Below are 21,742 nucleotides of genomic sequence, written 5' to 3'. Positions count from 1 at the left end.
GCGGAAGGAGTTGATGTTCCTTGCGCAAATCACAGGATATCATCGGCTTGCCGATCATCCATGTGAGTACGGGAAAGAGACTGGGCGCCGTTCGTGACGTATTATTTGACCGAAACCAGCAGTTTCAGGGCTTGTTGGTGGAGGCGAAGGGGTGGATGAAGCGGGGGAAATACCTTCCTGCCGCCGACATCCGCTCATTGGGGGAAGATGCGGTCATCGCAAACCATGAGAAGGATATCCGTCCATTGGATTTACAGGCGGAAAAGTGGGTCGGCTTGTTAACAGGGCAGTCGAAGCTAAAGGGGAGAACGGTCCTAATGGCGGACGGAAGCCAGTTGGGAATGGTGGAAGAGGTCTATTTGGGCCATGATTTGGGAACCCTGTGGGGGTACGAGTTGTCCGAAGGCTTTTTCAACGATCTGATGGAGGGTCGAAAAGTGATCCGGCCCCAAACTCCCCTAACATGGGGAGAGGATGTGTTGATCGCCGACGACGGGCACTCCAACCTGTTGTGAAAGTAGGGTTGCCCGATGCTTCGCTGTCCCAACTGCAACTCCCACGACATGGGCCGTGTTGGCACCCATCAGTATTATTGCTGGGGTTGTTTTATTGAATGCCACGTTGTTGATGGAACAATCACTTCCGTGTATCAGGTGGAGGAAGACGGGAGTTTAAGCTCTCTGGACGACCTGTTTTTGGAAACCGGTCAGGATTCGGTTTCGATGTAAACCTTCCGCAAGGGGGACTGACCCATGAGACGATCCGTTTTGTCCACACTTTTGATCGGTTCCGCAGTCGCTGTAATGTTTGGCGGACGTAAACAACATGGGGCAGACCGTTTGATGCGAATGCTGAACGGTCATAACCAGCCGCGCTGGTTAAAGAATGTGCTCCGAAATCTGGGTCTGATGCGTGTCGTTTCCGTGGCATACGGACGTGGTCTGATCCGCCGTTTCGCTCGCTGACGTCATTGAACCGGCGCGTTTACCATTCTTTCCCGTCTTCACCCTCCGGTTTAACCGGAGGGTGTTTTTTTAGGACGTGTCTAATAAATCCGTAGGGCGAGATCCCGGGTTGGTATGGCTGTCTTCGTTTCGTTGCAAAAAGCGCATAGCGAGACCGGGAACGAAGTGACCTAGGCGAGACTTGTGCTCTATGAGTGCAAAGGCTCTCCGCCTTTTTGCGGAAAATTGAATTACCAGACAGACACTAGTGAGACCCGAGAGCGAAACGACCCAGGCGAAACATGACTTGTGCGGCAAGTACATGGTTGGACACATAAAAGGGGGAGAGCCCGTACTATACTGATGGTGAAGGGGAGGGAGGTGGGAGTGTGGATCGGATCACACAGAACCGGCTGTTGGGGAGAGCGGTGCTCATTTTGGTGTCGTTGGCCATTTTATTTCTTTTGGTACAGATCCAACCGTTGTTGCAGGGAGTGTTTTCGTTCCTGAAAGCGGTGTTGGGCCCCTTTTTGGTGGCGGTCATCATTTCTTATTTATTAAACCCGATTGTAAACATATTGGCGGAGAGGGGTTTTCCCCGTTCCTTGTCCGTTCTGTTGATCTATTCGTTGTTCATTGCCGCCGTTGCCGTCATCATTACCAACCTGGTCCCCCTGTTCAGCATGCAGCTGAAGGAGTTGATTGAACACTTTCCGGAGTGGAATCGTCAGGTGCAGTCTTGGATTGAACAGTACAACCACAGCAAGGATTCCCTCCCTGAGAGTGTACGGGAAGGCGTAGAACAAGCGTTGGATCGCTTGGAAGCCTTTATCACCGATGGCGTGGGCAATCTGATGACCTCACTGGGTTCGACGGTCAACCAATTGTTTATCGTTGTCATTGTGCCGTTTTTGGCTTTCTATATGCTGAAAGACGTGGATGTGATCGAAAAAACGCTGATTACCATGTTGCCGGTGCGGCGGCGCAAGGAAGTGCTTCGCCTCTTTCGGGATGTGGACGAAGCGCTGGGTAATTACATTCGGGGACAGCTACTGGTTTGCATGATGGTGGGACTGCTGGCCTATATCGGGTATTTGATCATCGGTTTACCTTATGCACTGCTGTTGGCGGTCATGGTGGGCATATTTAATGTCATCCCTTATCTGGGGCCGTTTTTCGGAGCGATTCCCGCGATCTTAGTCGCTCTGTCGGTATCCACGGAGATGGTGATTGCCGTGATCATCGTTAATTTGGTGGTTCAAGTGGTGGAAGGCAATGTTCTCTCCCCGCAGATTGTGGGGCGAACCCTGCATCTTCATCCTTTGTTCATTATTTTCGCATTGTTGGTGGGAGGGGAGTTGGGGGGAATCATCGGCTTGATTTTAGCTGTTCCCCTGTTTGCGGTGGCAAAAGTGATCGTGGAACACGCGGTCGATCATCTGGCCAGGAGAACAAACGGGGGCGGACCCGGTTTAAAGTAATCGTTGTTCGTTGTATAATAAAAAAAGAATACAGGTGCGTAAAATGAATCTGTGAACGCGATGAGAGAGCAGAAGTAGGACGGACTGCCGCCAGAGAGGAAAGTCCTTGGCTGAGAGACTTTTCGGGATCCCGGTTCGCCGAACGCCGGCTTTCGAGCGCGGGTGAAAAGCCCGCCGGTTATTCCCGCCGTTATCGGGGCCAAGAGATTCTGCGCGTTTCGTGCAGGATAATTCGGGGTGGTACCGCGGGAAACAGCTTCTCGTCCCTGTCAGGGATGGGAGGTTTTTTTCGTTTTCGCACTTAAAAGCTCCAGGACGACAATTTGGAGGGGCTTTGCCCAAATAAGGAGGATGTGTGATGAGAGGACATGAGATCAGACAAAAATATCTGGACTTTTTCAAGGAAAAAGGGCACCGGGTGGAGCCCAGCGCTTCCCTGGTACCAGTGGACGATCCTTCTCTGTTGTGGATCAATAGCGGTGTTGCAACGTTGAAGAAATATTTTGATGGACGGGTGACTCCTGAGAATCCCCGTATTGTCAACGCCCAAAAATCGATGCGGACCGATGATATCGAAAACGTCGGTTACACAGCCCGCCATCAGACTTTTTTTGAAATGCTGGGCAACTTTTCTGTGGGGGATTATTTTAAGGAAGAAGCCATTTTGTGGGCATGGGAGCTCTTGACGGATTCCCGCTGGCTCGGGTTGGACCCAGAACGGTTGTCGATTACCATCCATCCTGAGGATGATGAAGCCTTTCGTATTTGGAATGAACAGGTCGGTATTCCGGCGGAGCGGATCGTCAAGCTGGAAGAAAACTTCTGGGACATTGGGGAAGGGCCGTGCGGACCCAACTCCGAGATCTTCTACGATCGGGGGAAGGAATACGGAGACGAGTCGGATCCAGAGTGTTATCCCGGCGGGGAAAATGCCCGTTATCTTGAAGTCTGGAATCTGGTGTTCTCCCAGTACAACCACAACCCTGACGGCAGCTATACCCCCCTGCCCAACAAAAACATCGATACCGGCATGGGGTTGGAACGGATGGCGTCGGTGATGCAGGACGTTCCGACCAATTTCGATACCGACCTGTTTCAACCCATTATCCAAGCAGCGGCGAAAGAAGCCGGCGTCACCTATGGGGAAAGCGAATCGATTGATACGGCACTAAAGGTGATTGCCGATCATGTCCGTACATTGGTGTTTGCCATCGCAGACGGTCCGCTCCCCTCCAATGAGGGGCGTGGATATGTACTCCGCCGACTGCTGCGTCGGGCTGTCCGTTATGCCCGTACGCTCGGGGTGGAACGTGCATTCCTGTACCGCTTAACGGGTGTGGTGGCCGATGCGATGAAGGAGTTTTATCCCGAACCCGATGAGAAACGGGACTTCATCGAAAAAGTGATTCGTGGAGAGGAAGAGCGGTTTCTGGAGACACTGTCTGAAGGGCTGTTGATCCTGGAAAATCGCGTGGCGGAACTGAAAGAGCGTGGAAAAACCCAAATCACCGGACGGGATGCCTTCACCCTGTATGATACGTATGGATTCCCGGTGGATCTGACGGAGGATTTTGCCCGGGAACACGGACTGACGGTGGATAAGGAAGGCTTTGAAGCTGCCATGGCCGAACAGCGGGAGCGTGCCCGCGGGGCTCGGCAGGAGGCCGGCAGCATGCAGGTGCAAGGAGGAGCGCTGTCCGAACTGAATGTGGAGAGCACCTTTGTCGGTTATGGAGAAGAGGAGAAACAAACCCGGATTGCCGCCATCATCCACGACAATCGCATCGTCGATGTAGTGGGTGAGGGTACACAAGCCCAGGTTGTGTTGGAGGAGACGCCATTTTACGCCGAAAGCGGCGGTCAGGTGGGGGATCAGGGTGAAATTCACACTTCCCGAGCCCGATTGCGGGTTGACGATGTAAAAAAAGGGCCAAAAGGGGAACATATTCACTATGTGACGGTTTTGGAGGGAACCCTTGCCCTGGGAGACGATGCGACCGCCCGGATCCATCACACGTACCGGCAAGGCGTGATTAAAAACCATACAGCCACCCACTTGTTGCACCAGGCCTTGAAAGAAGTGTTGGGAAATCACGTCAATCAGGCGGGTTCGTTGGTAGCGCCGGATCGGCTCCGCTTTGACTTTACCCACATCGAGGGAATGACACCGGATCAGAAGCGGGAAGTGGAAGAACGGGTCAATCGACAGATCTGGGCCAACATTCCGGTCGAGACATTTGAAAAATCCCTGGCGGAAGCCAAAGCGATGGGTGCGATGGCTTTGTTCGGGGAAAAGTATGGAGACGTGGTTCGTGTAGTCCGGGTTGGGGATTACAGCCTGGAGTTGTGCGGGGGTACCCATGTGCAGCAAACCGGGGAAATCGGGTTGTTTAAACTGGTGGCCGAAAGCGGGATCGGATCCGGCACCCGGCGGGTAGAAGCGGTCACCGGTCGCCACGCCTATCGTCATTTGGAAGAACAACTGGATCAGTTGCACCAGGCTGCCGACCGTTTAAAAACCCAACCGGCTGAAGTGGTAGATCGGGTGGAAGGGCTGCAAGGCCGAATTAAGGAGCTCAGCCGGGAAAACGAATCCCTTCGCGCCAAACTAAACCAAATGGAAGGAGCTAACCTTGCGGATTCGGTGCGGGAAGTGGCCGGTGTTCCCCTCCTGGTGGCCCAGGTGGATGCACCGGATATGGACAATCTTCGCCGGATGATGGATGATTTAAGAGCGCGCATCGGCGAAGGGGTGATTGTGCTGGGTGCGGTAAGCGGGGGCAAAGTACAGCTCGTAGCCCGTGTTTCGGAGACCTATGTCAAACAAGGCCTGCACGCCGGTAAATTGGTAAAAGAAGCGGCATCCCACTGCGGCGGCGGAGGAGGAGGCCGACCGGACATGGCGCAGGCAGGTGGAAAACAGCCGGAGCGCCTGGGGGAAGCGTTGGAAGCCGTTACCCGCTTGGTAGAACTACACGCATCCCGCTGATGGTTTACGATGCCCATAATTGAGGAATAGAGGAAATAACCACATGGTACGCGAATGGTTTTACGAAAGGTGGTCAATAGATAGAAAGAGGTGTTGAGAGTGTCCATGGATAAAACGATGAAGTTCGATTTCCGTGGAGAGGAACAAGAAGCGAATCCTCGTGAAGTGTTGCTGACCGTGTATGAAGCGTTAAGTGATAAAGGATACAACCCGATCCACCAGATGGTGGGATATCTGTTATCGGGAGATCCCGCTTATATCCCTCGAAATAACAATGCCCGCTCTTTAATTCGAAAAGTGGAACGGGACGAGCTCCTGGAGGAACTGGTCAAATCCTATCTGGATAAGGAAAAGGGTTGAGGGCTAAACAGGAAATGACAGATGCTTACGGGAGATGGAGCGATTGATCGAGCGCGTGATGGGATTGGATTTGGGAGGAAAGCGGATTGGGGTGGCTGTCAGCGACCCGATGGGATGGACAGCTCAGGGGATTGAGATGGTTCAGCGGACGGATGATTCCCGTTGGATCGAACGCCTCCACCAATTGATTGAGGAGTATGAGATCCGTTCAATCGTGGTGGGGCTTCCCCGAAATATGGACGGGACGATTGGGGAACGGGGCCGGGCGTGTCAAGACCTTGCCAGGGAGTTGGAAGGCCGTTTCGGCCTTCCTGTCCATTTGTGGGATGAACGGTTGTCGACAGCGGCCGTGGAACGTACCCTGATCGAAGCGGATATGAGCAGAAAAAAGCGAAAAAAAGTGGTTGACCAATTGGCAGCATCCTGGATTTTGCAAGGATATCTGGATGCTCGGAGCAAGGCCCGGGAACGAAGTGACTAAGTCCTCCTTCTATACTATATTGATCGTGTTGGATGGAGGAGGCTTGGAAACCCTGCTGCCAGTTGAGCTCTATGCCGACGGCCCCCTTCGTATGAAAGGGCCAAGAAAAGCAAAGTGAAGCGGCCTGATGGGACACTAGGCGAGGCTTGCACAGTCGAAGGAGGAATACAAATGGATGACAACGGACAACATGAAAATATGACAGAAACGGTATTAATCAGCAACGAGGACGGACAGCAGGAAACCTTTGAAGTCCTGTTCCGTTTTGAACAGGATAACGGCAACAAATACATCCTCCTGACTCCCCTGGATGAAACGCAAGGGGAAGGGAACGAGAATGAAGAAGAAGCCGTGGAACAGGAAGTATACGCCTTTCGCTATGAAGGGGATGGAGAAAACATCAACCTGATCCCGATCGAGGATGATGGGGAGTGGGATATGGTGGAAGAAGTGCTTCGCACGTTGGAGGATCAGCTTCAAGACGAATCCATGTGAATGGGAGAGCCAGGTGATAATCCGATGGATAAACGGGAACAGCGGATGGCCAAACGGTTAAACGTACTGGAATCCATCTGGGGATCCAAACTGATTCTCAGTGATGAAGAAGGTGTCGATCCGGATTCCCGTTATCACCTGCTCCGCGAATTGGATATCAATGGTCGTCATTACGCCCTCTTGTGTACAGATGAAGAACCGGAATCGGATGCTTACGTCTTTCGGGTGACCCCTTGTGGGGAGTCCTATCGGGTTGAACACGTGGAAGACGAGAACGAGTGGGATGAAGTGGCGGACGCGATAGACGAAATGCTCTATTTTGACGAATGATGACGAATAACGGGGGAAAACCTCGTTATTTTTTTTTGTACATGTGATAACATAAAAAAGGTGAAACTCCGCAAAGAAGGAGCACATCGGATGAAGTGGCTGATGCGACTTTTTTACACTCTGGCCTTGTTCGCAGCTTGGTCGGTGTTGGCTTATTTTTATGTGGATTACACATTGAGTTCTCCACAACGTCATGAACCCGTCCAGTTTGAGATTAATCCAGGTTCTTCCACAGCCGACATCGGCCGCATGTTAAAGGATGAGAATTTGATTCGCCATGATTGGTTCTTCAGTACATACTTGTTCCTCACCGGCAACCGCAGGCTCCAGGCTGGAGTTTATGAAGTGTCACCGGAGATGGACATCGACAGCATGTTGGACATGTTCACCAAAGGTCGTCAGAATACTTACACGGTCACGATTCCGGAAGGCTTTACAATCGATCAAATTGGTAGTGCCATCGATAAAAAAGGAAAAGTGAGTAAAGAGGAGTTTTTGAAAGCGGTGGATGAGGGAGAATACGATTTTGATTTTATCCAAAACATCCCCGAGAAAGAAAACCGGACGTACCGGCTGGAGGGATATCTGTTCCCCAGCACGTACAATATTCCAAAGACGGCCAATGCTGAGGATGTGGTAAAATTGATGCTGGGGCAATTCGCTGCCCGGATGGAAAAAAGCGGTGCCCTTCAACGTTTGCAGGAGCGGAATATGACCGTCGATGAGTGGGTGACGGTGGCCTCCATTGTGGAACGGGAAGGACAAGCGGAGCATGAGTTTCCCAAGATTGCGGGAGTGATCCAAAACCGTTTGGATAAAAATATGCGCCTCCAGGTGGATGCCACGATCCAGTATGCGCTGGGTGAACAAAAAGAACGCCTGTATTATAAAGACCTGAAGTTGGATAGTCCCTACAACACGTATCGAATCGACGGTCTGCCGCCCGGGCCGATCGCCAACCCCGGTGAGCGGGCATTGACTGCCGTATTGGAGCCGGAGCAGCATTCATACCTATACTATGTAACGAAGAAAGATGGAACCGGGGAACATTACTTTGCGGAAACCTATGAACAGCACCGGAATTTTATCGCTCAAAGCAACAAAACGCAGACACAGAACAGTGGCCAATGATGAAAAGGGGTTTGCCCGATGCAGGGGACCCCTTTTTTCTTCAAGCTTCATTCCTTGCATTCCTCCCGGGGTTGCCGCCATTGAATGAAGCGTGTACAATCCAGGGAGAGCCAAAATCATCAAGAGAGGAACACCGGAAACATGAAATGGATCTGGAGTATCCTGTTGACTTTAGTCATCACGGCTGCTCTTGCCGTGAGTGGTTACTGGTATGTACAACAATCACTGCAACTTTCGTCCGGCGGCGAATCGGTGGAAGTAGAGGTTCCACAGGGGGCGTCGGTTTTGGACGTGGGTCAAATATTGGAGCGGGAGAACGTAATCGAACATGGCTGGCTTTTTGCTCTTTATGCATGGCTGGAAGGAAAGTCCAAGGGGTTGAAAGCGGGTGTGTATGAAATCCCTCCCCATTCCACCGCACAAGACATACTGGGTATCTTTGCGGATGGATCGCAAAACGTGATGAGTGTAACGATTCCGGAAGGGTTTACCGTGGATCAGGTTGCGGATCGGGTGGCCAAACGGGGAGTGGAACGGGAAGCATTTCTAAAAGCGGTGAATGAAGCCGAATACGCCTATGATTTTGTACAACAGATTCCGGCGGATCCGAAGCGAACGCATCGGCTGGAGGGCTATCTGTATCCGATCACGTACAATCTGCCACGGGATGCCGATCCCCATGAGTTGGTGGACAAAATGCTGCGCCAGTTTCAACGGGAATTGGAGCATGACGATATCAAGCAGAAACTGGACCAAAAGGGATTAACCGTAGATGAATGGGTTACCATCGCTTCCATTATCGAGCGGGAGGGCCAAGTGAAGGAAGAGCTCCCCCGGATCGCCGGTGTAATCTATAATCGGTTGGACGACGGCATGAAGCTGCAGGTGGATGCCACCGTCCAATATGCACTCGGAAAGCAAAAAGAGCGGCTCTTCTATAAAGATCTGGAAATTGACAGCCCTTATAATACCTATCGAATCGAAGGGCTCCCGCCCGGTCCCATCGCCAATCCCGGCAAAGCGGCGTTGCGTGCGGCTTTGGAGCCGGAAGAGCACGATTACTTTTTCTATGTGACCCGGAAAGACGGGACAGGGAAACACTACTTCGCCCGGACGGAAAAAGAGCATGAACAAAACATCGAGAAAAGCAAGCAAAGGCCATAAAATATCGGTCCTAAACAAGCCCCCTCCACTAATGGCAGGGGGCTTATCCAAAGAAAGAAATGGAAGACCGGTAAAGCAGGTTGGATTTAAATCAGGAGTGCGTGTTTTTCCAGGGACGGCTTTCGTTTTTCACTTGGAAGTGATCCCCGCCTTTTTTAGCCGCATCATCGGTTCCCCAATCGATTTCCCGATCCAGTTTTCGCAACAAGGGGATGTGTTTGGAGCAGTGAATATACGCTTCCTCCACATCCACGAGCACCCAGCGCTCCGGTTTTCTCCCGTCTTCCGTCAGGATATCCTCCCGGATCACATCCGGTAAGTCCGGTTGAATCAGCAATTCGGAGTTCTCCAATATACTTGCTTTTCCGTTTACATGTAATCCCACGGCTGTTTGGAAGAAGTCGATGAACAGCATCCCGATATGAGGATTTTCGACGATATTTCCGAGGCTGGCCATCACACCGTTTCCCCGGTATTCGGGATACATCAGCTGTCGATCATTGATGATGCGGACAAATCCGGGTGGTCCAGCCCGAAATGAGGAGTCACACTCACCGTTGCCATCTGAGGTGGAGAGGAAGACCATTTCTTGTCGGGCGATATAGTCGATCATGACGTCGTTTAGGCGGTCCATCATCTGATGGTTGTAAAATGCCAACGCGCGTTTGTCCGTGCCGTATTGCTTTTGCAGAAGGTGTTCCCCTGTGGAGCCTGGAAGGGGGGATTTCCGCTCCGCTTCGGTTTGAGTAGGGGGGGAGGGCAAAATTCGATTGGTCACTTTTCGTTTCAGCCGGCGTAAGCCACCGATGATCCGTTGCGGTGAGTCGTTCCAATCCACACTTTCACCCCTTTGTCAGAAATAGACAGAATAATCGCACCAAACTATGATAGGAATCACACTATTATAGGGAGTAAGCATGGACAAATGTCAATGGACTTTCCAGATGAAAGTAATAGAGATCCCAGGTTGATAAGTATATGGACCGATTCGCTTGCCCAAGCTGGAGAGGAACAAGGGGGCGGTCCGGTTATGGAGATTCAATTCAGACGGGGTAAATACATCAGACAGAAGCGGACATGGCTGGTTTCCCTCGCGTTGATCCTCGCATTTTCCGCATTGTTGTGGCGATTGTATGGGGTGCAGATGGGTTCATCGGTTTCCTTCTCCCGAGAGGAAACGGACCTGATTGCCAGGGCGGAGGAACAGCAAAGCCGGGTGGTGGTAGTGGACAGCGGTCGGGGAAGCATATTGGACCGTCATGGGGAATCCCTGACGGGGACGCGGGATTGGCGCTTGTTCGCCTCCCCCTTTTCCCAAGCCCAGGTGGAGGCTCATCACGGTAAGTTAGGCCGTCTGGCCTCGCTGCTGGGTTGGACCGAGGGGCAATTGGTCCATCAACTAAAATCGTTAACGATGCCCGCCGCCCTCTCTCAACCGGATGGAAGGGAATTGGTGTTAAAAGAGAAACAGGCTCAAATGGTGAGAGAGTTGGAGATCTCGGGAATTGATGCCCTTGAATCGGATGACCGCTGGCGGAACCGCGGTGCCCGACAAGTGATTGGTCGAGTGGAGCGAAACCCATTCTTGATCCAACAACGCTTTCCGGAAGAATGGGAGCATGGCCTATACAACAGTCATTCCCGGATCGGGGTGACCGGGCTGGAGTCCAGTTTTGAACCGTTTCTTCGCGCCGACGGGTCCACTTTGCTCAGTTACACGACGGATGGCAGGGGACGCCCGCTGAACGGGCTTTCGATGAAAGTGGAGGGTACTTCTGAAGGAGCCTCTTATCGCTTGCTGACGACGCTGGACCGACGGATTCAGGCAGTGGCGGAGCGTGCCCTGGATGATGCGGCGGTGGGAGAAGGGGCGGTATTGGTGCAGGAGATCGCCAGCGGGGATTTGCTGGCAGTGGCCAGCCGTCCCAGCGAGTACAACCAGGAAAAGGAATGGAATCCATGGGATAATCGGGCGTTGATGGAGACCACCCCGGGTTCCATCTTTAAAACGGTGGTGGCGGTTGCCGCTTTGGATACAGGGAAAGTGAAACCGACCGATAAGTTTCACTGTAACGGCCATCTGGGGCGCTACGGCTTGCGGGATTCCAACCCTGACGGACATGGCACGCAAACCCTGGAACAGGCCTACGCCAATTCGTGCAATGTGGTGTTTGCCCAGGTTGCGGAAAACCTGGGCGGCAAGACGCTTGAAAAGTATGCCCATCGCTTAGGGTTGGGAAGCCGTGTGTTGTGGTCAGGAACGGTGTTTAAGGAGAAAGGTTTCCGCCAACTCCCCCAGGAACACCAGGGGGTGATCTTTTCCGATGAAGCTACCCGCGGGGATGCAGGCGCCGTTGCCCAGACGGGAATTGGACAACGGGATGTGCGGGTGACTCCATTGCAAGCGGTCAATATGGTGACGACACTGTTCCATGACGGCCAAACCTTAAATCCTCGGGTGGTGAAGGAGATTCAGCGGGATGACAATGAAACGTTTTTCGCTTTTGAACCGCACACGTTGGCCGTGGATCAATCGATAAAGCCGGAAACACTGCGCCAATTGCGAAAAATGATGCGCACCGCTGTCACTGACGGAACGGCCCAATCTCTGAAACCCTCCGATGTCAAGATGGCGGCCAAGACCGGAACGGCTCAACTGGGCCCGGACTATGATCATTTCAACAAGTGGATGATCGGCTTTGGTCCGACGGATGAACCCCGTTATGCGATTTCGGTCGTCATCCGTTCTGTGGAGGACAGCAAGGATGATCGAGCTCACCGGGTATTTCGGCAGGTGATGGAGCAGACGGTCAAAGGTGAGAAACCATCGTGAGTGGTGTTGAACCTTGTACCCATTCCCTTGCCAGAGAGAAAGGCTTTTCGTTACAATGTTTGTAAGTGAATAACGTTTCAATCCTTCGGGGCAGGGTGAAATTCCCGACCGGCGGTGATGGCGGGTGACCGCCTCAGTCCGTGACCCGTTCCGTCAGGAGCGGTGGACCCGGTGTGACTCCGGGACCGACAGTATAGTCTGGATGGGAGAAGGATGACTACACGTACACGTGGAGTGGAGGAAGGGTTTATCTCTCTGATTGGTAAACCTTTATTTAAATCTGCACTCTTTCCCGGACCCGAAGAAGAGGTGGATCTCTTTTTTCGGGCCTTTTTCGTTGTACGGTTGTCATCAGATACACAAAAAGGAGAGTGTTCTGGTGGCGAGACGATTCACGACAGCCAAACTGACGATGGTGTCCCTTTTGTCCGGATTTGCTTTTTTGATGCAGTACTTAAACTTCCCGCTTCCCCTCTTTCCCGCTTTTCTGAAAGTGGACTTCAGCGAAGTGCCTGCCTTGGTGGCGGGACTCCTGTTCGGTCCGTGGATGGGGGTGTTAGTGGAACTGATCAAAAATCTGCTGCATTATCTCTTCACCGGCAGTGAGGCAGGGCTACCCATCGGCGAACTATCCAACTTTCTCGCGGGCAGTATCTTTGTGGTGATCACCGTCTGGATCGCCCGTCGCATGACCGGCCTGAAAGGGATCATCACCGGTCTGGTTGCGGCGACTGTGACCATGGCCGTGATCATGAGCGTCGCCAACTACTGGGTGATCCTGCCGGCTTACGCGTTCCTGATCAACTGGACGATAGAGGGACCGGAAAAAGTGGCGCTGGTTCTCTACGGTATCGGCCCCTTTAATCTGGTGAAAGGCTTTTTGATCGCGTTGGTGTTCGTTCCCCTCTACATCCGTCTGAAGCCTCGGCTCCAACAGTTATCCGGTATAGAACGCGTCGCTTGAAGTTTGCGATCATTTGCATGATGGAACGAACGTTATTCACTTCAGCCGACCCATGATGGGTCGGTTTTTTGATGGGTAAAAATGAAGCTCTCTCGATAAGCGAATTGGACCCATCCCAATCCCCGCGGAATGGACCTACACCCTCTTTTCTCCCTGTGATACCGTTTTTCAAACGGAGAGTGGGGGATGAAGAGTGGAAAAACGTGGGTTGTACTATGGATGTTTAACTTTAGCCATGATGATCGTGGGCAGTTCTGTCGTGGCAGGAAAGGTGATGGCGGAACGATTGCCGATCTTTTTGGCGTCTGGAATTCGTTTCGGAATCGCGGCGGCCGTCCTGCTGATCTGGTTACAGATAAAAGAAGGGGGTTTTCCGAGGATCGAACGAAAAGAGTGGTGCTGGTTGACCCTTCAGTCTTTTGCAGGGGTATTTCTGTTTAGTATCTGTTTGCTGGTAGGGGTTCGGTTTACCACGGCGATGGAGGCGGGTATCTTAACCGCCACAACCCCGGCGCTGGTGGCGGTGCTTTCCGTATGGTTGTTGAAAGAAAAGTGGGAGCGATCGCTCGGAGCGGGACTTCTACTCGCCATAGGGGGAGTGGCAATTCTGAAGTTTCATGCTGGTTTTTCCGACACTCAGGTGACCTTTTCCTGGTTGGGCAATTTCCTTGTGATGATGGCGGTGGCTGGAGAAGCGTTGTTTACGGTGGTGGGAAAAATCCTGTCTCCCAGGTTAAGTCCGTTGGCTATTTCCACTGCAGTGGCGGGAATCGGCTTTCTCTGTTTTTTTCCCTTTGCCATTGTCCAAGCCTGGACGTTTGATTTTTCTTCCTTGACCGGACTGGATCTTTTTCTGCTCCTCTATCATGCGTTGATCGTTACGGTGTTGGCTTTTTTTCTTTGGTATACGGGCGTGTCAAGGGTCAGGGGGAGTGTTTCGGGTTTATTCACCGCTGTGATGCCCCTTACCGCTGTCCTGTTGTCTGTGATGGTGTTGGGGGAAGCATTGACCCATTCGCATTTGATCGGAATGGCATTGGTTCTGGCCGGAATTGCGGCAGGTACGTGGAGGTCGGGAGAGGGGTCAAGTGTGGAGCGAGAAAAAGAAGATCAGGACAGGGGTTGCCCAGAAAAAACAGCCGATGAACGGGGGCGTCAACCGTGCTAAGATAAATAAGTGTATCGTCCGTGGCTATCGATGATAGGAGGAAGAGCAGCATGCACGGGCATGGGATGGTGTGATTGAAAGTGCCTGTCTGGCCCATTTATCTTTTCATGAGAAAATGGAGGGTCGGTATGGCTGGCACTACGGATTGTTCAGATACGCCCCAGAGAATAGATCACTTTTCGCAGTATGAATGGGAGTAAAAGGATGGTGAACCGAGGATGGAATGGTCAAGAGAAGAGTTATATCGGCGGATACAGGAGGCGCATCCGGGAGAGTTGGATGCCCTGCAAAAGCAGGTGGAGGGGTCGCCTTGGCGGCAGGCTTATCATATCCAGCCATCCACCGGTTTGTTGAACGATCCCAACGGCTTTGCCTACTATCAGGGAAAATACCATCTGTTTTATCAGTGGTTTCCTTTTGGTCCGGTACACGGGATGAAGCATTGGTATCACACCGCATCAACGGATCTGGTGCGGTGGCACAACGTCGGGGTGGGGATTGAGCCCACGGAGTTTTTTGAAAGCCACGGGGCTTATTCCGGAAGCGGGATCGTCCACGAGGGAAAACTGTATCTTTTTTATACTGGAAACACCCATGATGCCGACTGGGTGCGCCATCCATACCAGTGTATGGCGGTGATGCATCCGGACGGACGGATCGAGAAATGGGAGAAGCCGGTGATTGCCGCTCCTCCCGAGGGGTATACCTCCCATTTCCGGGATCCCAAGGTGTGGAAAGAAGGCGAGCACTTTTTTGCGGTGATCGGTGCGCAAAGAAAGAAGGATGAGACGGGATGCATTCTCCTTTACCGCTCTCCTGACTTGCGGGAGTGGGAGTGGGTGGGCGAACTCGAAACGGCTTTGCCGCATTTCGGCTATATGTGGGAGTGCCCGGACTACTTTGAGGCGGATCGTCGGGGTGTGTTAATGTTCTCTCCTCAGGGATTGACCCCGCAGGGGGATTCCTACCAAAACATCTATCAATCCGGCTATCTCCTCGGTGAGCCCCTGGACTTCCATCGTCCCCGAATCCACCATGGCCCCTTCCGGGAATGGGATAACGGATTTGACTTCTACGCCCCGCAGACGACGGAAAGTCCGGATGGACGGCGCATCCTGGTGGGGTGGATGGGGTTGCCGGATCTCGCCTATCCAACCGATGCTTACGGCTGGGCCCACTGCCTGACGCTTCCCCGTGAAGTGATCCGCAAAGGGGATCAGCTCTTGCAGCAGCCGGTCCGGGAGTTGGATTCCCTCCGGGGCGAGTCGCTTACCATCACCGATGCCATAAGCTCCGAAACCAAGGCGTATGAAGGCTTTCTGGGAACCACGTATGAACTGGAGTGCCGTTTTACGCCGGAAGACGCCTCCGCGTTTGGAGTGGAACTTCGGGTGGGGGACGAGGAAAAAACGGTGATCCGCTACGACAAGGAGCAAAAGAAGGTGATCCTCGACCGGTCCTCATCCGGCGCTCCGGTTGCGGTGGATTACGGAACCTCGCGCGCCCGCTTCCTGGATGCCGATGAGATTTGCTTACGCATCTTTATGGACGTATCCTCCATCGAGTTGTTTGTCAATGACGGAGAAGCCGTTTTCACCTCACGGATTTTCCCCTCCAAAACCAGTGGCGGAATTCGGTTTTTCTCCGAACAAGGCAAAACCGAGATGGAAGCCGTTTTATGGCCATATCAGCTGGATTGATCGGGAGCCATCCTGCATGCAGGATGGCTCCAACTATATAGGATGATTACAACATGTCACTGTTTCAACGGGAGGTGGGTGAAGCGGCTTGTGCCAGCCGGTCGATACCGATGGCAATATCCTGTTCCGCTACGTTCCCAAATCCGAGAATCCAGATGTTATCATCTCCGGGCAGGGGGTACATCCGAACCCGGTGTCGCCGAAGGGACGGTTCCGGAAACGTGACGGTTACGGGAAAACGAACCGCGATGTGAAGGCCGGCGGAGCCTCCGAAAATGTCCGCCGTGGGAAAGGAAGAGGCCAATGCCTGAAGCAGAATCCGGTGTTTGCGGGCATAGGCTTTGCGGCTGTTGCGAATGTGCCTTTCCAGATGGCCGTCCCGGATAAAAGCGGCCAACACCCGTTGCTCCAAAGCGGAGGTATGAAGGTCGACCAGCCGCTTGAATCGTTGCACGGACTTCACCCAGTCTGGGGGGAGCAGCATATAGCCTAATCTGAGGGCGGGGGAGAGGACTTTGCTGAACGAACCGATGTGAACGGTTCGTTCCGGTGCCAGTTCATACAGGGAGTGAAGCGGACGGATGTCGTACCGGAATTCACTGTCATAATCGTCTTCCACGAGGATTGCGTTCCGCTTCCGGGCATGTTGGACCAGTTGGATCCGACGCTGGATGGGTAAGGTTCCACCCAGAGGGTATTGATGGGAAGGTGTGGTGACGATCAGACGTGCGGAGTTTTCTTGCTCCAGATGATCCGTCAACAGCCCGTCCCGATCCACGGTCAGGGGATGGACATTTACCCCCTGGGAGGAGAAGATGGCGTGGATTTCCGAATTTCCCGGCTCCTCCAACCCGACTGCCGTTCCCTCTGACCGCCACAGAAGTGCCAGCAGATGAAACGCCTGGGCTGCGCCTGATGTGATCAGAATTTGATCGGGTGGACAGATGATCCCGCGTGTTCGATTCAGGTAATTACATAAGGCTTCCCTCAATTCACGAATTCCTTCCGAAGGATGATAACCGAATAACGCGGACGGAGCGTCTGCAATCGCTTCCCGCTGTAGTCGCGTCCATACTTTGCGCGGAAACCGCCCGAGATCGGGGATCCCTGGACGGAAATCAATTTCATCCGCTTCGACCGCAGCCGGTGGTACAGTCGTTTTTTCCCGTTGGAGACCATGCCCCAGATACGCTCCCGCCGCCACAAACGTCCCCGCTCCCGTACGGCCGTATATGTATCCCTCCGCCTCCAGCCACTCGTAGGCTTCCACGATTACATTGCGCGAGATGCCCCACTCCGTTGCCAATAACCGGGTGGAAGGAAGACGATCCCCCTCCCGCAGCACACCCGCCAGGATTCGCTCCCGGATCTGGTCGTAAACCTGCCGGGTGAGAGGGATGTCCAAGTCACGGTCGATGGGAAGCCACAGCATAGGGGATCACTCCTTATCAGGTTAAATATAAATACATACTAGAATATTATAAAATGAAATCGAAATCGATCTTATCTTCTTTAGAAGGGAGTAATGACGTGAAGGAAACAATGAGGCGCAAGCTTTTTTCTGCGTTTGTCGCATGGGGGTTTTTCGCTATCTACAGTGGGTTATACATGGTTTACGAAATTCTCCACCTCACGGGGTTTTTCTCCATCTTTAGCGGGTTATATACGGCTTACGAAATTCTTCACCTCGGTCCGTACAGTCCCACTCCAGATTATCTCCTGTGGTTCTGGATATACGCTTCCATTATCAGCGCATTAGTCATACTGGGGATTGGCATGCCAGTCTCTCTTTTATCCGATTGGGTGACTAGAAATAATCCTCCCTATCGACCGTTTATCGCTTTTCTGATTCATGCTGGATTTATTGCCTTCATGTTTGCCATCATGCTTGATGCTGGAGTGGGATATGCTGAAGCTAGATATGAAATAAAATCGGTTCCAGCTTTTATATACCTTATGATCGCGATTGTTTTTTGGATGGCAGATGAATATTATCGAAAAAAAAAGAGAGCCTCTTAATTGTATCGACGAATTAACCATAACGAAACAAGATGAGAGGAAGAATCGGCAGGAGAAAAAGCATATTTCCTATAATCCCTATCCATCCGTATTTCTTCTTCTCCATAACCGCCTTTATACCCAATCCCATTCCAACAGGATAGGCAACGGAACTGATTAGAACGAAGATTTCACCATCAAAGCGGATAAAGTTGATATGGATAAAGTTCAAGATGAGAATGACAAGGGAATAGATCGTCCATTTTCCTAGCTTCATCTGTCGTTATTCTCCTTTTCGTCAATCAGGAATCCTATGCAGGGAGTGTGTAAATGGGCCGCAACCCTTATTTTAACCAAAGAGTGAGGGTAACCCAAGCGTGCAGGAAGACAAAAAAGCCCCTTTTTTGGCACTATCGTTTGGATTGACCCAACCACAGGGAGTCATTCTGTATGTAGGATGGCTTTCTAAGGTCTCGCAAGTTCAGTACTAATTGGATGTAGTCTTCAATATATTAGGGGTTCTCGCTTTCGGAATGAAAATGGAAACATGAGTAAACTTATGATCCCTGTCCAAACGGATAGGCGAGCGGAAACAATAATTTCGGCCAACCATATATCCAATCAGTATAATGGCCAAAGGCGATTTCCGAAACCCGTTGCGCTAAATAAGTCTGCAGATAAGTCCGCATATCTTCATAACAAATTCCTCGGGAAGAGGGATTATACATGCACAGGTTTCCTAGATAGGGGCAGAAAGGAAGTGAAGGTATTTTGAAAGAAACGATGAAGAGGAAGTTTTTTTCTGCTTTTGTCGCATGGGGATTCTACGCAATTTACAGTGGTTTATATATTGTTTATGATGGTCCGTATACTACTCTTACTCCAGATGATCTACTTTGGGTTTGGGTAATGATATCTATAGTCAGTGCAATAGTTATATTAGGAGTTGGCGTACCTGTTTCTCTTTTATCCGATTGGGTTACTAGAAAGAATCTACCTTTTAGACGGATCATCGCTTTTATGATTCATGCTGGATTTATGATTGCCCTAATGCCTTATACTGCTGCTGGATATAGAATCGTATCGGTGCAAGCGTTTATGTTCCTAATGATTGCTATTGTTTTTTGGGCAGCAGACGAATATTATCGAAAAAAATGGGTTGGTGCGCAATAAGCGCACCACTACGTTTATTGATAGGAAAAACAATGTTGTTGGCCTGGTATTAGATAATGAAACCCTTCGTGTTTATGTGTATGAATAGTCCAAATCGTGTCACCTGGATGTCCCCATATAAAATTCATGAGATGGAGCGCGGTCATGGCAGCCCCGTATATATTCATACCAATAACTAGCCATAGGCGCTTCCACGACTACATTGCGCGAGATGCCCCACTCAATGACCAGGTGAAGGAAGACGACCCCCTCCCGCAGCACACCCGCCAGGATTCGCTCCCGGATCTGGTTAACCTACCGGGTGAGAGGGATGTCCAAGTCACGGTCAATGGAAAGCCACAGCATGGGGGATCACTCCTTATCAGATTAAATACAAATAAATACTTTAATGTTATAAAATGAAATCAAAATCGATCTTTTCTTTATTCAAGAGGGGAGTAATGAACGTGAAGGAAATAATAAGGCGCAAACTTTTTTCTACGTTTGTCGCATGGGGGTTTTTCGCCATCTATAGTGGGTTATACACCGTTTACGAAATTCTCCACCTTGAACCGTACAGTCTCACTCCAGATGATCTCCTTTGGTTCTGGATATACGCTGCCATTATCAGCGCATTAGTCATATTGGGAATTGGCATACCAGTCTCTCTTTTATCCGATTGGGTGACTAGAAATAACCCTCCCTTTAGACGGTTTATTGCCTTTTTGATTCATGCTGGATTTATGATTGCCTTGATGTTTGCCATCATGCTGGATTCTGGAGTGGGATATACTGAAGCTGGATATAGAATGGTATCGATTCAAGCTTTTATGTACCTTATGATCGCGATTGTTTTTTGGATGGCAGATGAGTATTACCGAAAAAGAAAGAGAGGGTGTGTTTTGTAGTCAATCTCTTTTCTAATTTCAATTAGATATTTAAGTTGCTTATCCGGATGAAACTACAGTTGTACTTTTGACAGTATGGTATGACAGATTTCTTTAAAACGGTCAACATCCACTTTGGTATGACGCCTCGTGTAGCAGAGTATGGTTTGTAACTCTAGCATTTTGGTTTGAACCTGATAGAGTTGTGTTTCTCTCTGATTCCATTCCCTCTTTTCAAACGATTCATAAAGTGATAAGGTAGTGTTTAAATCATTTCATTATAAAATGTTCATTAAAGGTGAGATAATCATCATCACTTTACACTTATTTCACACCTTTTTTCTAGATGAACTAACAAAGGGTGAAAAAACAGAATTGATTGTCTGGTAAGGAGGGGGCAAACCAATTGGGGGCCAGTCAAACGAACGTTCAACTTCAACCCAGTGTTCAGTCAAGACCGCGGTCGCTTTGGCATAATCGAGACTTTTTATTTTTATGGACGGGATCGATCCTTTCCAACTTCGGGTTTCAAATTTATTTAATTGCTCTTCCACTTCTCATCTATGATATGACGCAATCGGCACTGGCGATGAGTACGATGAGAGCGATTGATTTCTTTCCCAACATTTTTATTGGGATGATTGCTGGTGTGATTGTGGATCGGTACCATCGGAAATGGGTGATGTCCATGACCACACTGGTAAGGATCATCACGTTGGGAGGCATTATTTATCTTCTCTATGTGGAGCATATTGAACTCTGGCATTTATATATCTTAGGGTTTATCCTATCTGCTGCAGGTTATACTTTCGGTAACTCACATCATTCCGTGCTGCCTCAGATCATCAGTAAGCAGCAATTAACCGCAGCAAATGCAAAGTTATCCTTTGTGGATACTTTGATTAATATGATCGGGCCCGGCATCGCGGGCTTCTTGATTGCCATCTACTCTTATCAGGTTAGTTTTACCGTCTTTTTGGTTTGCTTGTGCTTGGTTTTTCTCTTTGTTCAGCTTACCCATATTCCAGCTCCGGATACACGATCCAAACAGGGACAAACGTCCTTATGGATGGAAATGAAAGAAGGAATCGATGCGCTCTGGGTGAATAAAATGCTTCTGACTCCAACGATTGTGGTTCTGTTTATTAACTTGGCTTCCAGCTTAGTCATCGGTGTATTAATCTTTTACGCCGCTGATTGGCTGCATGCTTCAGAGAAACAAATCGGGCTCATGTATAGCATGGGTGCGGTAGGCGGCTTATTAGGATCATTGTGTATTCCCGTATTACGGAAAAGATACGGCAGGGGTCAAATTTATGTGTGGTGTCTATTTTTAGAGGGGATTAGTTATGTGGTTTTAGTTTTGTCGCAAACGTGGTGGATGGTCGGGATTTCGTTGTTGATTCGCGTTTTTTCGATTACGATGTCTAATATTGTGTATTTTACGATCAGGCAGGAATTAACCCCCAATCATCTGCTTGGGCGGGTGGCGGGTACCTCTTCTATGCTGATGAAGCTTGCTTTACCGCTTGGACTGTTCTTATCTGGAATCTGGGCCGAATTCCTGCCGATTAAGTTGTTGTTTGTTACTTCGATGAGCATGGTGTTTCTGATGTTTCTGTTTTTACGCAGGCATCCATTTGCTGCTTTTCAATAAGATGATAT

22 protein-coding genes and 1 riboswitch are annotated in these 21,742 nt (G+C 50.7%); of the genes, 19 read left to right on the top strand and 3 right to left on the bottom strand.

Going from position 1 to position 21,742, the window contains the following annotated elements:
• The first annotated feature begins 20 nt into the window (after positions 1 to 20).
• From JOE21_RS05765 to mltG (JOE21_RS05715), 11 genes are all read left to right on the top strand, one after another.
• Entirely contained in the window at positions 21 to 515 is a 495-nt protein-coding gene (locus JOE21_RS05765) for a PRC-barrel domain-containing protein (RefSeq protein WP_309863501.1), read from the top strand.
• Between the two features lie 15 nt (positions 516 to 530).
• On the top strand, positions 531 to 728 hold the full coding sequence (locus JOE21_RS05760) for a YrzR-like zinc ribbon domain (RefSeq protein ID WP_309863500.1): 198 nt from the start codon (positions 531 to 533) through the stop codon (positions 726 to 728).
• A gap of 24 nt (positions 729 to 752) precedes the next feature.
• The gene (locus tag JOE21_RS05755) at positions 753 to 965 is read left to right on the top strand and encodes a hypothetical protein (RefSeq protein WP_309863498.1); all 213 of its coding nucleotides are present in this window, start codon (positions 753 to 755) and stop codon (positions 963 to 965) included.
• Between the two features lie 368 nt (positions 966 to 1,333).
• On the top strand, positions 1,334 to 2,425 hold the full coding sequence (locus JOE21_RS05750) for an AI-2E family transporter (protein ID WP_309863495.1): 1,092 nt from the start codon (positions 1,334 to 1,336) through the stop codon (positions 2,423 to 2,425).
• 358 nt (positions 2,426 to 2,783) lie between these two features.
• Positions 2,784 to 5,414: an alanine--tRNA ligase gene (gene alaS, locus JOE21_RS05745; protein WP_309863494.1), complete on the top strand. Its 2,631-nt coding sequence runs from the start codon at positions 2,784 to 2,786 to the stop codon at positions 5,412 to 5,414.
• A gap of 105 nt (positions 5,415 to 5,519) precedes the next feature.
• Entirely contained in the window at positions 5,520 to 5,774 is a 255-nt protein-coding gene (locus JOE21_RS05740; RefSeq protein WP_309863852.1) for an IreB family regulatory phosphoprotein, read from the top strand.
• Positions 5,775 to 5,820: 46 nt separating this feature from the next.
• Positions 5,821 to 6,255, top strand: a complete 435-nt coding sequence (gene ruvX, locus JOE21_RS05735) for a Holliday junction resolvase RuvX (RefSeq protein WP_309863851.1) — start codon at positions 5,821 to 5,823, stop codon at positions 6,253 to 6,255.
• 171 nt (positions 6,256 to 6,426) lie between these two features.
• Complete coding sequence (locus tag JOE21_RS05730) at positions 6,427 to 6,750, top strand: DUF1292 domain-containing protein (protein ID WP_309863491.1); 324 nt, start codon at positions 6,427 to 6,429, stop codon at positions 6,748 to 6,750.
• Positions 6,751 to 6,774: 24 nt separating this feature from the next.
• Positions 6,775 to 7,080, top strand: a complete 306-nt coding sequence (locus JOE21_RS05725) for a DUF1292 domain-containing protein (protein WP_309863489.1) — start codon at positions 6,775 to 6,777, stop codon at positions 7,078 to 7,080.
• Positions 7,081 to 7,170: 90 nt separating this feature from the next.
• The gene (gene mltG / locus JOE21_RS05720) at positions 7,171 to 8,211 is read left to right on the top strand and encodes an endolytic transglycosylase MltG (RefSeq protein ID WP_309863486.1); all 1,041 of its coding nucleotides are present in this window, start codon (positions 7,171 to 7,173) and stop codon (positions 8,209 to 8,211) included.
• Positions 8,212 to 8,352: 141 nt separating this feature from the next.
• Positions 8,353 to 9,375, top strand: coding sequence for an endolytic transglycosylase MltG (gene mltG, locus JOE21_RS05715; RefSeq protein WP_309863484.1), 1,023 nt, complete (start codon positions 8,353 to 8,355; stop codon positions 9,373 to 9,375).
• Between the two features lie 91 nt (positions 9,376 to 9,466).
• Here mltG (JOE21_RS05715) and JOE21_RS05710 read toward each other — a convergent pair whose 3' ends face one another.
• Positions 9,467 to 10,213, bottom strand: a complete 747-nt coding sequence (locus tag JOE21_RS05710) for a pyridoxamine 5'-phosphate oxidase family protein (protein ID WP_309863483.1) — start codon at positions 10,211 to 10,213, stop codon at positions 9,467 to 9,469.
• 192 nt (positions 10,214 to 10,405) lie between these two features.
• On the opposite strand from JOE21_RS05710, the gene JOE21_RS05705 reads away from it, so the two are divergent.
• From JOE21_RS05705 to JOE21_RS05690, 4 genes are all read left to right on the top strand, one after another.
• Positions 10,406 to 12,208, top strand: coding sequence for a peptidoglycan D,D-transpeptidase FtsI family protein (locus tag JOE21_RS05705; protein WP_309863480.1), 1,803 nt, complete (start codon positions 10,406 to 10,408; stop codon positions 12,206 to 12,208).
• 77 nt (positions 12,209 to 12,285) lie between these two features.
• Positions 12,286 to 12,426, top strand: a riboswitch (FMN riboswitch).
• A 161-nt stretch (positions 12,427 to 12,587) separates the two neighbouring features.
• Positions 12,588 to 13,172, top strand: a complete 585-nt coding sequence (locus JOE21_RS05700; RefSeq protein WP_309863477.1) for an ECF transporter S component — start codon at positions 12,588 to 12,590, stop codon at positions 13,170 to 13,172.
• Positions 13,173 to 13,365: 193 nt separating this feature from the next.
• Positions 13,366 to 14,340, top strand: a complete 975-nt coding sequence (locus JOE21_RS05695; RefSeq protein WP_309863475.1) for a DMT family transporter — start codon at positions 13,366 to 13,368, stop codon at positions 14,338 to 14,340.
• A gap of 218 nt (positions 14,341 to 14,558) precedes the next feature.
• Positions 14,559 to 16,040, top strand: a complete 1,482-nt coding sequence (locus JOE21_RS05690) for a glycoside hydrolase family 32 protein (protein ID WP_309863473.1) — start codon at positions 14,559 to 14,561, stop codon at positions 16,038 to 16,040.
• A 64-nt stretch (positions 16,041 to 16,104) separates the two neighbouring features.
• Here JOE21_RS05690 and pdxR read toward each other — a convergent pair whose 3' ends face one another.
• On the bottom strand, positions 16,105 to 17,472 hold the full coding sequence (gene pdxR, locus JOE21_RS05685) for a MocR-like pyridoxine biosynthesis transcription factor PdxR (protein ID WP_309863471.1): 1,368 nt from the start codon (positions 17,470 to 17,472) through the stop codon (positions 16,105 to 16,107).
• Between the two features lie 98 nt (positions 17,473 to 17,570).
• Between pdxR and JOE21_RS05680 the strand changes: the two genes are divergently transcribed.
• Positions 17,571 to 18,059, top strand: coding sequence for a hypothetical protein (locus JOE21_RS05680; protein ID WP_309863468.1), 489 nt, complete (start codon positions 17,571 to 17,573; stop codon positions 18,057 to 18,059).
• A gap of 13 nt (positions 18,060 to 18,072) precedes the next feature.
• Here JOE21_RS05680 and JOE21_RS05675 read toward each other — a convergent pair whose 3' ends face one another.
• Entirely contained in the window at positions 18,073 to 18,315 is a 243-nt protein-coding gene (locus JOE21_RS05675; protein WP_309863465.1) for a hypothetical protein, read from the bottom strand.
• A gap of 494 nt (positions 18,316 to 18,809) precedes the next feature.
• On the opposite strand from JOE21_RS05675, the gene JOE21_RS05670 reads away from it, so the two are divergent.
• The 3 genes from JOE21_RS05670 (at position 18,810) to JOE21_RS05660 (ending at position 21,734) form a co-directional block, all read left to right on the top strand.
• On the top strand, positions 18,810 to 19,211 hold the full coding sequence (locus JOE21_RS05670; protein WP_309863463.1) for a hypothetical protein: 402 nt from the start codon (positions 18,810 to 18,812) through the stop codon (positions 19,209 to 19,211).
• Between the two features lie 440 nt (positions 19,212 to 19,651).
• Positions 19,652 to 20,098, top strand: coding sequence for a hypothetical protein (locus JOE21_RS05665; RefSeq protein WP_309863460.1), 447 nt, complete (start codon positions 19,652 to 19,654; stop codon positions 20,096 to 20,098).
• Between the two features lie 385 nt (positions 20,099 to 20,483).
• Entirely contained in the window at positions 20,484 to 21,734 is a 1,251-nt protein-coding gene (locus tag JOE21_RS05660; protein WP_309863458.1) for an MFS transporter, read from the top strand.
• Positions 21,735 to 21,742 lie beyond the last annotated feature (8 nt).

The organism is Desmospora profundinema, from assembly GCF_031454155.1.
In the GTDB taxonomy this organism is placed as follows: domain Bacteria; phylum Bacillota; class Bacilli; order Thermoactinomycetales; family DSM-45169; genus Desmospora; species Desmospora profundinema.
Note: the sequence above shows the minus strand (reverse complement) of the source record. Positions and strands in the feature narration are given on the sequence as shown.